Source organism: Vibrio sp. 1159 (assembly GCF_033340395.1).
Lineage (GTDB): Bacteria > Pseudomonadota > Gammaproteobacteria > Enterobacterales > Vibrionaceae > Vibrio > Vibrio alginolyticus.
On sequence record NZ_JAWOWL010000027.1, the window covers coordinates 45,669 to 59,036 of the forward strand.

Below are 13,368 nucleotides of genomic sequence, written 5' to 3' on the forward strand. Positions count from 1 at the left end.
GGGTATTCGCACTCAGATCGCTGAGAGTTTCTTAAAATTATTATTTTTGGTTAACGCGTTTTGGCTAGCTATCTTTAAAGAGGCTTAAGAAAAATAACGAAAATACATGACCACGTTAGCCACTAAAACAGATTAAATACCGCCATTATGACAGAACACGAAAATACGAATGAAGTGCCACTCTCTATTGAAGCTGGCACATTACTGAAAAACAAACGTGAATCCTTGGGAATGAGCCAAAAGCAAGTTGCCGACCGCCTGAGGCTTCGCATTTCTGTGATTGAAGATATTGAAAATAACCGATTTGAATCTCAACAAGTCGCGACATTTACGCGTGGTTACTTACGCTCTTACGCTAAATTCGTAGGTCTTGATGAGAAGGTGGTTTTGACGGCGTTAGAGCAGACTGCCGATGCTCAGCCTCAAGAGCAAGAAATTGAAATGCAAAGCTTCTCTCGTAAAACAAAAGACGAGAAGCACAATAGCCGTATTATGCTCCTTACTTGGGTTATCGGGCTAGTCATTATTGGCATTTCAGCTGCATGGTGGTGGCAAAACCAACAAGAGAATAGCCTAACTAAGGAAGTAACGGATTCAAGTGTTGAAGCGCCGCAGCCCACTGCTCAAGAATTAGCTGATATCGATTTGATGACGGCTGAAGAGTTAATCGCAAGCACTCCTGAAGAAGTTGCTTCAACTAATGAAGGTGTTGCTGAATTGACTGAAGCACCCGTTGAGCAAGGGGCGGATCCTTTGCTGACTGAAACTGAAAATACAACAAGCGTAGATTCTGAAGAACCTGTTGCCGTGATTGAAGCGGCGGAAGAGGAACAGCCTGCGCCAGTAGTACCTGAAGGCATGACACTTCTTACTATGAAGTTTAAAGCGGACTGTTGGATTCAAGTAAAAGACACCAATGGTAAAACGCTGGTAAGTGGTACTCATAAGCCAGGACAAGATGTAGAACTTACCGGAAAAGCGCCATTTAAAGTGATATTAGGCGCACCGGAAGGGGTTACAATGACATTTGCAAGTGAACCTGTCGACCTTTCTGGGTATACTTCAGGCAAAGTAGCTAGATTCACTCTACCGTTATAAAAAATTATGCAACACGAATCTCCAATTATTCGTCGTAAATCGACGCGTATTTATGTGGGTGATGTGCCAATTGGTGATGGTGCGCCAATTGCAGTACAGTCAATGACTAACACTCGCACGACTGACGTAGAAGCGACAGTCGCTCAAATCCGAGCACTAGAAAAAGTCGGCGCAGATATCGTTCGAGTTTCTGTACCTACGATGGACGCAGCAGAAGCTTTCAAACTGATTAAACAGCAAGTTTCTGTACCATTAGTGGCTGATATTCATTTCGACTATCGTATCGCGCTGAAAGTGGCGGAGTACGGAGTTGACTGTTTACGTATCAACCCAGGTAACATCGGCAATGAAGAGCGCATTCGCGCTGTTGTTGATTGCGCTCGCGATAAAAATATCCCGATCCGTATTGGTGTCAATGGTGGATCTTTGGAAAAAGATCTACAGATGAAATACGGTGAGCCTACGCCAGAAGCCTTGGTTGAATCGGCGATGCGTCACGTAGATCATCTCGATCGTCTTAACTTTGACCAATTTAAAGTTAGCGTGAAAGCTTCAGACGTTTTTCTTGCGGTGGATTCATATCGTCTGCTGGCGAAGAAAATCGATCAGCCTCTTCATTTAGGTATCACAGAGGCGGGTGGTGCTCGAGCTGGCGCTGTTAAGTCATCTGTTGGCTTAGGTATGCTGTTATCTGAAGGGATAGGCGATACGCTGCGTATCTCTTTGGCTGCCGATCCAGTTGAAGAAATCAAAGTCGGTTTCGACATCCTTAAATCTCTGCGCATTCGCTCTCGAGGCATCAACTTTATTGCGTGCCCAAGCTGCTCACGCCAAGAATTCGATGTGATTGGTACGGTGAATGCACTGGAGCAACGTTTAGAAGACATCATCACGCCAATGGATGTGTCTATCATCGGTTGTGTGGTAAACGGCCCTGGTGAAGCAGAAGTTTCTCACTTAGGTCTAGCAGGTAGTAACAAGAAGAGCGCATTCTACGAAGATGGTAAACGCCAGAAAGAGCGCTTTGATAACGATGACCTTGTGAATAAGCTAGAAGCTAAGATCCGTGCGAAAGCAGCTATGATGAATGGCGAAAACCGCATCGAAGTTAAAGTACAAGATTAATCTCAACGAGAATTACGGTAAGTATTGTGGCAAAAACAATTCAAGCAATTCGAGGCATGAACGATTGCCTCCCAACTCAGTCGCCACTGTGGCAAAAACTAGAAAACACAGTGAAAAATGTAATTAGCGCATACGGTTATAACGAAGTGCGCATGCCAATCGTTGAAGAAACAAACCTATTCAGCCGCGCTGTTGGTGAAGAAACAGACGTCGTTTCAAAAGAAATGTACACCTTTGATGACCGTAACGGCGACAGCCTAACACTTCGCCCTGAAGGTACGGCGGGTTGTGTACGTTCATGTATTCAAAACAGCCTTATCAACCGTGATGAACAGCGTCTGTGGTACATGGGGCCTATGTTCCGCCATGAACGTCCGCAGAAAGGTCGTTACCGTCAATTCCACCAGTGTGGTGTTGAGGTGTTTGGTCTAAATGGTCCAGATGTTGATGCAGAGCTTATCATGATGACGGCGCGTTTATGGCGTGAGCTAGGTATCAATGAACATGTTCGTCTTGAGCTGAACTCTATCGGTTCTCAAGAAGACCGCGCAGACTACCGTACTGCACTGGTTGCATTCCTTGAGCAACATATTGATGTGCTAGATGAAGATTGTAAGCGTCGCATGCACACGAACCCACTGCGTGTTCTGGATACGAAGAACCCAGACGTTCAAGCTATTTTAGGTGATGCGCCTCGCCTTTCAGATTACTTGGGTGAAGAATCTAAAGCACACTTCGCAGGTCTATGTGAACTTTTAGACGCTGCAGGTATCAAATACACAGTTAACGAACGTCTAGTTCGTGGTCTGGATTACTACAATCGCACGGTATTTGAGTGGATCACTGAGAGCCTAGGTGCTCAAGGCACTGTATGTGGCGGTGGTCGTTACGATGGTCTTGTAGAGCAATTAGGTGGTAAACCAACACCAGCGGTTGGCTTTGCAATGGGCCTAGAGCGTCTAGTACTGATGCTAGAAACGTTGGAACTGACAGACGTTCGTCGCAGTGTTGACGTGTACGTAGTCACAGCGGGTGAAGGCACCATGATGGCAGGAATGAAGCTAGCAGAACAGCTTCGCGAGTCTGTTCCAGGCGTTCGTGTGATGAATCACTTCGGTGGCGGTAACTTCAAGAAACAGTTTAAACGCGCAGACAAAGTTGGTGCTGTTGTAGCATTGGTTCTGGGCGAAAACGAAGTTGCGGATAATACCGTAGTACTGAAAGACTTAGCTGGTGGTGAGCAAGAGACTTACAACCAAGCAGAAGTTGCAGAAAAGATCGCAGCACTGATTTAAGTCTTTTAGTAATCTAACAAAATTACATCCTAGTTCGTAAGCTAAGGCTCCCAAATGTGGAGCCTTTAAACGAAATAGGAACAATGGCAGCTAAGCTGCCATTTACATGTTTTAAGAGGACAGGAAGTGGAACTTTACGATACTGAAGAACAACAAGTTGAAGCCATTAAAGACTGGTGGAAGGAAAACGGCAAAGCCGTCATCATCGGTGCGGTCGTTGGTTTAGGTGGTCTATTTGGCTGGCGTTACTACCAGGATTCTGTGATTCAGGCGAGTGAAGCAGCTTCTCAAAGCTACACGACAGCAATGAATGCTTTGCAAGACAAAGGCACTGATGCTCAAGCTGACGTGAAAGCTTTCATTGAGTCAAATGAAGTAAAAGAATACTCAGTATTGGCTGCGCTACAACTTGCTAAAGCACAAGTTGAAGCTCAAGACCTTTCTGCTGCATTGGAGCAACTGAAGTGGGCGCAAAGCAACATTCAAGATGCTGCGTTGTTACCATTGATTAGTTACCGCATTGCGCGTATTGAGACGGAAATGGGTAACTTCGACGCTGCAACGGCAGAGCTAAGTAACGTCACTGATACAGCATGGACAGGTCGTATTGCTGAACTTCGTGGCGATATTGCGATTCGCCAAGGTGACAAAGATGCTGCGTACGCTGCGTATACTGAAGCTCAGCAAGCGGCAGATGCAAGCCCGACACTACAAATGAAATTGGACGATCTGGCGAAATAAGGACCGCATTGGATGAAAAGAGTCTTTAAGAAAGCCTTGCTAGGGGCGTTAACAATGGGAGTACTTGCCGGTTGTGCAGGTGAGAAAGACACCATTGTAATGGCGCCACTACCTCAGGTAGACAGTCAGTTTACAACCAGTAGTGAGTGGAGCACATCGGTTGGCGATGGTGTCGGTCATTACTTTTCAAAGCTATCCCCTGTATTTGCGAATGATACATTGTTCGTGGCAAGTCGTGATGGCTTAGTAAAAGCGCTGGATCCTGAGAATGGTAAACAACGTTGGCAAACGGACCTAGAAGAAGATGTCATTGCTCGTCTCTCTGGTGGTATCACAGCGGCATACGGAAACCTTTACATTGGCTCTGAGAATGGTGAAGTCATCTCTCTTGACCAAGAAACAGGTGAAATTGTTTGGCGTGTAAAAGTTGGTGGTGAGGTACTGGCGAAGCCAGTTGCAGATTCAGGCCTTATTATCATCAATACTAGCCGAGGCATGTTGATTGCCCTTAATGAGAGTACAGGTGAGCAACGCTGGGCATTGAGTACAGAAGTGCCGAACTTAACTTTACGTGGCGACAGTACTCCAACTGCAATTGGCGGCGGTGTATTTTGGGGAACGGCAAATGGCCGACTCGCAGCTGCTATCGTTGAGCGTGGTCAGTTGATTTGGCAACAGCCTGTTGGTACGCCAAAAGGCGCGACAGAAATTGATCGTTTGGTTGACGTTGATTCATCGCCAATTGTGCTAGGCGGTACTCTTTTCACCATTGGATACAATGGTCAACTTATCGCCATTGACTTGCGTTCAGCGAACCCGATTTGGAAACGTAATTACTCATCTGCGACAGACATTTCTACAGATGGTAGTCGCATCTTTGTGATAACGGAAAAAGATCATGTTGTTGCCGTTGATTCACGAAGCGGGACTGAGTTGTGGGAAAACAGCTTGCTTGAGCACCGACAACTTACAGCGCCAGTTATTGTTGGCAATTATCTCGTTGTCGGTGACACGCTTGGTTACCTTCACTGGATGGATCGTTCAACGGGCGAATTTGTTGCGCAGCAGTTTGTCGATGATAGTGGCTTGGCAGTTGGCCCGACGTTATTGTCGGATGGTTATGTGATTACAACTCGCAACGGCGATGTAAAGAAACTAACCATTAACGAATAATATCGTGATATAATTCACATTCGGCTCCTGGCTGGTGACAGCTAGGAGCCGTTTTGTTGTTTGAATTTATTAACCCTGACGTGGTTATAGGTAAAAAGCTGGTTTGATTTGGCATCGAGCAAGTCGTTACCTATAACTACAGAAGAAAGATTATTGTAGAGGTTGTTATGGTACCTGTTGTAGCTCTAGTAGGGCGTCCGAACGTAGGTAAATCTACACTATTTAACCGATTGACTCGCACTCGTGACGCGTTGGTTGCGGACTTTCCAGGCCTAACGCGAGACCGTAAATATGGCCAGGCGAGACTTGGTGAAGAGCACGAATTCATTGTGATTGATACTGGTGGTATCGATGGCACAGAAGAAGGCGTGGAAACAAAGATGGCAGAACAGTCATTAGCCGCGATTGATGAGGCTGATGTTGTATTGTTCCTTGTTGACGGTCGTGCTGGTCTGACACCTTCAGATGAAGCAATTGCTGCGCATCTGCGTAAAATTGAAAAGCCAGCGATGCTGGTAGTAAACAAAATCGATGGTATTGATGCCGATGCGGCGTGTGCTGACTTTTGGCAGCTCGGCGTGGATGATATGTACCAGATTGCGGCCGCTCATGGCCGTGGTGTGACCGCTTTGCTTGAGCGTGCTTTATCTCCATTTTTTGATGATCTACTAACAAGTGAATCTGAAGAAGGTGAGATTGAAGACCTGACTGGATTCGAAGACGAAGAGCCTCTTGTTGAAGATTACACTGAAGAAGACGCAGAAGCAGAGTTCAAACGCCTTCAAGAGCAGCCGATTAAGTTGGCGATCATCGGTCGTCCTAACGTAGGTAAATCGACACTGACTAACCGTATTCTGGGTGAAGAACGTGTGGTTGTATACGATATGCCTGGTACAACGCGCGATTCTATCTACATCCCGATGGAGCGTGATGGACGCGAATACGTACTAATTGATACCGCAGGTGTTCGTCGTCGTGGTCGTATCAATGAAACGGTTGAAAAGTTCTCTGTTGTTAAGACGCTGAAAGCGGTAGAAGATGCAAACGTCGTTCTACTGGTGATTGATGCACGTGAAAATATTTCAGACCAAGACCTAAGCTTGCTTGGTTTTGCACTGAATGCTGGCCGCTCAATTGTCATCGCCGTTAACAAGTGGGATGGTCTAGACAGTGACGTGAAAGAAAGCGTGAAGAAAGAACTGGACCGCCGTCTAGGATTCGTCGACTTCGCGCGTATCCACTTTATCTCTGCGCTGCACGGTACTGGCGTTGGTCACTTGTTTGAATCTATTCAAGAAGCATATAACTCGGCGACAACGCGTGTGGGTACGTCAGTACTGACGCGTATCATGAAGATGGCTGTGGATGATCACCAACCGCCAATGGTTCGTGGTCGTCGTATCAAACTCAAATACGCACACGCAGGTGGTTACAACCCACCGATCGTTGTTATCCACGGTAACATGGTTCGTGAATTGCCAGATTCGTATAAACGTTATCTGATGAACTACTTCCGTAAGTCTCTGGAAATTATGGGAACACCGATTCGCATTAACTTCCACAACAGTGATAACCCATACGAGAACCGTACGAATAAGCTTACGCTATCACAAGAGCGTAAACGCAAACGTATGATGTCGATGGTGAAAAACCGCAATAAATAATGAAATTCGAATACCCAAGTTTCTACTTGGGTATTTTTTTATCAAAAGTAATCGTAAAAATGACTATCACAGCAACAAAGACTCGTTTTTGTCATCAAACATGGCAATTAGAAGCACAAATACAGCTCGTTCAATCTACGGAAGAAGTGACTTACGTTATTACAGATGTCACGCCGTTCCATCCCGTTAGTCACATATGGCCGGATCACCCTGCAGATAAAGGAACGTTGAAGGTGAATGGGTCTGAGCATGACGTAGTAGATTGCCAAGTTGGAGCAGTGGAGCAGGAGAGTGGTGCTTTGTATGTGGGTAGTGACATCTCTGTAAAGCGTGATGCTGAAGGTTGGGTGTTTGTCGTCGTGCATGTTTTATCACGTACGGAATCATTTGCAATTAATGACTTGGTAACATTAGCGGTAGATAAAGACTATCAAAATGCTGTGAGTCGAGGCCACACTGCAGGACACTTAGCGTATTTGGCGTTGAATAAAGTACTATCGGAAGACTATTGGCGAAAAGACGCAGACCGCAAAGACCCACATGGTTATTATGACTTTAATAGCTATGCGCAAGTTACTAGTTATGTCACTCCAGACAAGTGCCTCGATACGTACCGTTTAGGCAAAACACTCCGTAAAAGAGGATTAAACAGTGCAGATATGCTGAATGACCTCCAGGCGATTGCAGAAAAAGTGAATGGCCAACTGGTTGAATGGCTTCAAAGAGATGCGATGATCACCATGGAATGCCACGGTGACAGATTAACGGATTCTCGCTATTGGAAGTGCGATTTAGGGGAAGGTCAATTAGCGGTAATCCCTTGTGGTGGAACGCATGCGAGCCATTTAAATGAGTTTGCTTTTATCCAAGTTAAACTCGTTAAGCTCGACGCTCAAACTATCGAAATGCACACCAATGTAAACACTGCTTTTTGAATAAGATCTTTTTATTAAATTCTGATTTTTCGTTTAATTAAATCTCTTTAAGGTTTTTTATTCTATATTAAATTGGAATGCAGAATATGTAACTTATGCTTTCGGTGTGTGGTTATATAAATATTCTTTTAAGGGGTGATCGCTGATCAAGGAGTAAATATCAGACGATCAGTATAAGATCCTACGTATCAAGTATGGTTAACGCCTCGTGAAACTTGTTGGGGCGGTGATGAAGATCAACATACTTGTTCGTTATTTTGAGTAGCATGCGTTACTCGAAATTGCTTAGTTTAGAGAGAGGAACGGGATATGCAGCAGAACATTTGCCCGACTTGCAATGTCGAACTGGAATGGACAGGACAATACCATTGTGCACAGTGTGAATCGGATTTTAAAAAAGTAGGTTTTTGCCCTGATTGTGAGGCGGAGCTGGAGAAGCTGCAAGCATGCGGTGCTGCGAGTTACTTTTGTAATGTGTGTAATGAACTCAAATCAAAATCACGTGTCCGATTTGAGTTCCAGAAAATCAGTTAACCAGAGTTTGTATTCAGTTAACGGTAGAGCGAACGTCGCCTTCGGCTAATCGAGTAATCAATACATCTCCCGATTTTACATCTGAAGATTGAGTAATCACTTTACCTTGCTCAGTTTGAGTAATTGAGTAACCTCGTTTCAATGTCGCTAGTGGGCTGACGGTGTCTAATTTCTCTGCAGCAATCGCGAGTTGATGGCGCATAGTCAGTAATTTGCGATCCATTGCATCCATGAGCTTTTGCTCAACACGTTCTAGCTTCGACTTCTGCTCGGCAAGGCGTGTTACAGGAGAATTTAATTGCAGCCGATAATGTTGACGCTCGATTCGCTGTTGACGCAAGGCAATAAAACGACTCATCGCTCGCTGTAAGCGCATGTCCAACTCATCTAACTGTTGCGTCTGACGTTGCAAGCGATAGCTTGGGTGCTGTCTCTCTAGACGGTGCACTAATTGAGCAAATTGCTGCTTTTGTTGTGCTAGGTAGTAACGCATCGCGCTCGCTAACTTATGCTGGCGGGTAACTAAAGCTTGATCTTTGTGGCTGTTATCACGGCTTACTAGCTCAGCGGCTGCTGATGGAGTAGGCGCGCGTACGTCGGCGACAAAATCAGCTATTGTCACGTCAACTTCATGTCCAACGGCGCTAATAATAGGAATTTGGCTTGCTGCAATCGTGCGAGCTAATATCTCGTTGTTAAAGCACCATAAGTCTTCTAATGAACCACCACCTCGGCCCACAATTAGTACATCACATTCATCACGGCTGTTAGCGCGACCAATGGCTTGTGCAATTTGAATGGCTGCGTCCTCACCTTGTACCACTGTCGGATAAATCACAACAGGTAGGGAAGGATCACGACGTTTCAATACGTCTAAGATATCGTAAAGCGCGGCACCAGTTTTCGATGTGATGACGCCAACACGTTTAGGGTGCTCAGGCAAAGATTGCTTATTGATTTGCGCGAACAACCCTTCTGCTGCAAGCTTCATTTTCAGCTCTTCAAACTCTTGTTGAAGACGGCCATCACCTTCCGGTTGCATGCTTTCGATGATCAATTGGTAGTCACCGCGAGGCTCATAAAGAGACAGACGAGCTTTTACTAGGACTTGATTACCGTTAGCGGGTTTGAAAGTAACGCGGCGATTGTTACCACGAAACATGGCACATTTAACTTGAGCGCGAGAGTCTTTAAGAGTGAGGTACCAGTGACCAGAGACAGGAGCTGAAAAGTTGGATATCTCTCCGACGAGCCAAACGATCCCCATTTCGTTTTCAAGGAGTAAACGAACTTCTGCGTTGAGACGAGAAACAGTAAAGATGTTTTGATTGGTCTTGGAGAGCACAGCTAATCTCTTAGACGTGAGTATGGAAATTAGCGGCAATATAATACATAGCAAGGGGGTAATTGCAAGAAAAAAATTAAAAAATTTGTGGTCAAGCGATTGCGTTAACCGTATAATCCCTCCGCAATATCTAATCCAAATGTAGCTAGTTGCTAACGCAGGTTACCCTCATTATGCGAAACGATGAGATTGGATTGTTCTTTTTACTCCTCTAATTGTGAGATATTGCAAATGCTAAGAATTGCCAAAGAAGCGCTGACATTCGATGACGTACTACTTGTGCCAGCACACTCCACCGTTCTCCCAAACACAGCTGATCTTCGCACTCAGCTAACTAAGAACATCACCCTAAACATCCCAATGATTTCAGCGTCTATGGACACTGTTACTGAAGCTCGTCTAGCAATTGCGCTAGCGCAAGAGGGTGGCATTGGCTTTATCCACAAGAACATGTCTATTGAGCAGCAGGCAGCCGAAGTTCGTAAAGTTAAGAAGTTCGAAGCTGGTATGGTAACTGACGCGGTTACTGTAAACCCTGACGCGACCATCGCTGATGTTGTTGCACTCACTGAAAAGCATGGTTTTGCAGGTTTCCCTGTTGTCACTGAGAGCAATGAGCTTGTTGGTATTATCACTGGTCGTGACGTTCGTTTTGTGACGGACCTTTCTAAGAAAGTATCTTCAGTAATGACGCCAAAAGAGAAGTTGGCAGCAGTTAAAGAAGGTGCAACACGAGAAGAAGTGCAAGAGAAAATGCACGAAGCTCGTGTAGAGAAAGTATTGGTTGTGAATGATGAGTTCCAACTAACCGGTATGATTACTGCGAAAGACTTCCACAAAGCAGAACGTAAACCAAACGCATGTAAAGATGAGCGTGGTCGCCTACGTGTTGGCGCAGCAGTTGGTGCTGGTGCGGGTAACGAAGAGCGTGTTGCTGCTCTAGTTGAAGCAGGCGTTGACATTCTACTTATCGACTCTTCACACGGACATTCTGAAGGTGTACTAAACCGCATCCGCGAAACTCGCGCTGCTTACCCAGATCTAGACATCATCGGTGGTAACGTAGCAACAGGTGCTGGTGCTAAAGCACTAATCGAAGCTGGCGTAAGCGCAGTGAAAGTGGGTATCGGCCCTGGTTCTATCTGTACAACTCGTATTGTAACGGGTGTGGGAGTTCCACAAATCACTGCAATCGCAGATGCGGCAGAAGTGGCTAATGATTATGGTATTCCGGTTATTGCTGACGGTGGTATCCGTTTCTCAGGTGATATCTGTAAAGCAATCGTAGCTGGCGCATCATGTGTGATGGTTGGTTCTATGTTTGCAGGTACTGAAGAAGCGCCGGGTGAAGTGATTCTATACAACGGCCGTTCTTACAAGTCTTACCGTGGCATGGGTTCTCTTGGTGCTATGTCTCAAGGTTCTTCTGACCGTTACTTCCAGTCTGACAACGCAGCGGACAAGCTAGTACCAGAAGGTATCGAAGGTCGTATCGCATACAAAGGCCGTCTAAAAGAGATCGTACACCAACAAATGGGTGGTCTACGTTCAAGCATGGGTCTAACTGGTTCTGCAACTATCGAAGATATGCGTACGAAAGCTGAATTTGTACGTATCTCTGGTGCTGGTATGCAAGAGTCTCATGTACACGATGTTCAAATTACTAAGGAAGCACCGAACTACCGTCTAGGGAACTAATTACCTAACGGAAACGTTTGCTTTTTCCTTGAAGCATTAAGAAGAGGCGAGTACACTCGCCTCGGTTTTAATCACTTAGCCTTAAAAAGACTGCTCAAAATGACTAAAAATATCCATGACCAACGTATTCTGATCTTGGACTTCGGTTCTCAGTACACTCAATTAGTAGCACGCCGCGTACGTGAAATCGGCGTTTACTGTGAACTATGGAGCTGGGATGTAGAAGAAGCGGATATTCGCGAATTCAACCCAGATGGCATTATCCTATCTGGCGGTCCAGAAAGCGTAACGGAAGAGAACTCTCCACGCGCGCCTCAATATGTGTTTGATTCTGGTGTTCCTTTGCTTGGCGTATGTTACGGCATGCAAACCATGGCGGAACAGTTAGGAGGCAAAGTAGCGGGCTCTAACGAACGTGAGTTTGGCTACGCTCAGGTTAAAGTTTCTGGTGAATGTGCTCTATTTAAAGACCTTGAAGCAACTCAAGACGTTTGGATGAGCCATGGCGACAAAGTAGTAGAGATCCCAGCCGATTTCGTAAAAGTTGGTGAGACAGACACTTGTCCTTACGCTGCGATGGCGAACGAAGAGAAGAAATACTACGGCGTTCAGTTCCACCCAGAAGTGACACACACAAAAGGTGGCCTACAAATGCTTGAGAACTTTGTTCTTGGCGTATGTGGCTGTGAGCGTCTATGGACTTCGGAATCTATCATCGAAGACGCGGTTGCTCGCATTAAAGAGCAAGTGGGTGACGACGAAGTTATCCTAGGTCTATCTGGTGGTGTTGATTCATCGGTAGTTGCGATGCTGGTTCACCGTGCAATCGGCGACAAGCTAACGTGTGTATTTGTTGATAACGGTCTACTGCGTCTAAACGAAGGTCAACAAGTAATGGATATGTTCGGCGACCAATTTGGTTTGAACATCATCAAAGTTGACGCTGAAGAACGCTTCCTCAAAGCACTTGAAGGCAAGTCTGACCCAGAAGAGAAGCGTAAGACTATCGGTCACGTATTCGTAGATGTATTCGATGAAGAGTCTAAGAAGCTGAAAAATGCGAAATGGCTAGCTCAAGGTACGATTTACCCTGATGTAATCGAGTCAGCTGCATCTAAGACTGGTAAAGCGCACGTGATCAAATCGCACCACAACGTGGGCGGTCTTCCCGATGACATGGAAATGGGTCTTGTTGAGCCACTACGTGAGCTGTTCAAAGATGAAGTACGTAAGATTGGTCTAGAGCTAGGCCTGCCTTATAACATGCTTTACCGCCACCCATTCCCAGGTCCTGGTCTAGGTGTTCGTGTTCTTGGTGAAATCAAGAAAGAATACTGTGACTTGCTACGCCGTGCTGATGCTATCTTTATTGAAGAGCTTCACGCTGCAGACCTATATGACAAAGTATCTCAAGCGTTCACGGTATTCCTACCAGTACGTTCTGTTGGTGTAATGGGCGATGGCCGTAAATACGACTGGGTTGTATCACTGCGTGCAGTAGAAACCATCGACTTTATGACGGCACACTGGGCGCACCTACCATACGACTTCCTAGGTAAGGTATCTAACCGTATTATCAACGAAGTTGATGGCATTTCTCGTGTTGTTTACGACATTTCTGGTAAGCCACCAGCGACTATCGAGTGGGAATAATTTTCCTCTAGACAGTTGAGTTTATAAGAACCAGCCTTCGGGCTGGTTTTTTTGTACTTCAAGTTTGTGAAGAGGTGGTTCAACTTTTTTGTGAGAGATATATACAT

The 13,368-nt window shown here is 45.5% G+C and carries 11 protein-coding genes; 10 read left to right on the plus strand and 1 reads right to left on the minus strand.

From position 1 onward, the window contains the following. Positions 1-147: 147 nt before the first annotated feature. The 8 genes from rodZ to R7127_RS18880 all read left to right on the plus strand — a co-directional run bounded on the left by rodZ (position 148) and on the right by R7127_RS18880 (position 8,565). Positions 148-1,098: a cytoskeleton protein RodZ gene (rodZ, locus tag R7127_RS18845; protein WP_005383707.1), complete on the plus strand. Its 951-nt coding sequence runs from the start codon at positions 148-150 to the stop codon at positions 1,096-1,098. A 6-nt stretch (positions 1,099-1,104) separates the two neighbouring features. Continuing rightward, positions 1,105-2,223 carry a flavodoxin-dependent (E)-4-hydroxy-3-methylbut-2-enyl-diphosphate synthase gene (gene ispG / locus R7127_RS18850; protein ID WP_005381699.1) on the plus strand — a complete coding sequence of 373 codons (1,119 nt, stop codon included), beginning with the start codon at positions 1,105-1,107 and terminating at the stop codon, positions 2,221-2,223. Positions 2,224-2,249: 26 nt separating this feature from the next. Then, positions 2,250-3,518 (plus strand): histidine--tRNA ligase, encoded by a 1,269-nt coding sequence (gene hisS / locus R7127_RS18855; protein ID WP_005381698.1) that lies wholly within the window; start codon positions 2,250-2,252, stop codon positions 3,516-3,518. A 126-nt stretch (positions 3,519-3,644) separates the two neighbouring features. After that, positions 3,645-4,259 carry a YfgM family protein gene (locus R7127_RS18860; protein WP_064376909.1) on the plus strand — a complete coding sequence of 205 codons (615 nt, stop codon included), beginning with the start codon at positions 3,645-3,647 and terminating at the stop codon, positions 4,257-4,259. A gap of 12 nt (positions 4,260-4,271) precedes the next feature. After that, positions 4,272-5,432: an outer membrane protein assembly factor BamB gene (gene bamB, locus R7127_RS18865; protein ID WP_005381696.1), complete on the plus strand. Its 1,161-nt coding sequence runs from the start codon at positions 4,272-4,274 to the stop codon at positions 5,430-5,432. Between the two features lie 167 nt (positions 5,433-5,599). Continuing rightward, entirely contained in the window at positions 5,600-7,096 is a 1,497-nt protein-coding gene (der, locus tag R7127_RS18870) for a ribosome biogenesis GTPase Der (RefSeq protein ID WP_017820569.1), read from the plus strand. Positions 7,097-7,155: 59 nt separating this feature from the next. Next, the gene (locus tag R7127_RS18875; protein WP_318142059.1) at positions 7,156-8,031 is read left to right on the plus strand and encodes an alanyl-tRNA editing protein; all 876 of its coding nucleotides are present in this window, start codon (positions 7,156-7,158) and stop codon (positions 8,029-8,031) included. A gap of 309 nt (positions 8,032-8,340) precedes the next feature. Then, the gene (locus R7127_RS18880; RefSeq protein ID WP_012842112.1) at positions 8,341-8,565 is read left to right on the plus strand and encodes a zinc ribbon domain-containing protein; all 225 of its coding nucleotides are present in this window, start codon (positions 8,341-8,343) and stop codon (positions 8,563-8,565) included. 13 nt (positions 8,566-8,578) lie between these two features. Here R7127_RS18880 and xseA read toward each other — a convergent pair whose 3' ends face one another. After that, positions 8,579-9,910: an exodeoxyribonuclease VII large subunit gene (gene xseA / locus R7127_RS18885; RefSeq protein ID WP_213869537.1), complete on the minus strand. Its 1,332-nt coding sequence runs from the start codon at positions 9,908-9,910 to the stop codon at positions 8,579-8,581. 231 nt (positions 9,911-10,141) lie between these two features. Between xseA and guaB the strand changes: the two genes are divergently transcribed. Next, positions 10,142-11,608: an IMP dehydrogenase gene (guaB, locus tag R7127_RS18890; protein ID WP_017633908.1), complete on the plus strand. Its 1,467-nt coding sequence runs from the start codon at positions 10,142-10,144 to the stop codon at positions 11,606-11,608. Between the two features lie 99 nt (positions 11,609-11,707). Next, entirely contained in the window at positions 11,708-13,261 is a 1,554-nt protein-coding gene (gene guaA / locus R7127_RS18895) for a glutamine-hydrolyzing GMP synthase (RefSeq protein ID WP_005383721.1), read from the plus strand. Positions 13,262-13,368: the final 107 nt, after the last annotated feature.

Bases quoted from the DNA above. Each gene is read 5' to 3' on its own strand.
- rodZ (WP_005383707.1), top strand. From the start codon at position 148: ATGACAGAACACGAAAATACGAATGAAGTGCCACTCTCTATTGAAGCT.
- ispG (WP_005381699.1), top strand. From the start codon at position 1,105: ATGCAACACGAATCTCCAATTATTCGTCGTAAATCGACGCGTATTTAT.
- bamB (WP_005381696.1), top strand. From the start codon at position 4,272: ATGAAAAGAGTCTTTAAGAAAGCCTTGCTAGGGGCGTTAACAATGGGA.
- der (WP_017820569.1), top strand. From the start codon at position 5,600: ATGGTACCTGTTGTAGCTCTAGTAGGGCGTCCGAACGTAGGTAAATCT.
- R7127_RS18875 (WP_318142059.1), top strand. From the start codon at position 7,156: ATGACTATCACAGCAACAAAGACTCGTTTTTGTCATCAAACATGGCAA.
- R7127_RS18880 (WP_012842112.1), top strand. From the start codon at position 8,341: ATGCAGCAGAACATTTGCCCGACTTGCAATGTCGAACTGGAATGGACA.
- guaB (WP_017633908.1), top strand. From the start codon at position 10,142: ATGCTAAGAATTGCCAAAGAAGCGCTGACATTCGATGACGTACTACTT.
- guaA (WP_005383721.1), top strand. From the start codon at position 11,708: ATGACTAAAAATATCCATGACCAACGTATTCTGATCTTGGACTTCGGT.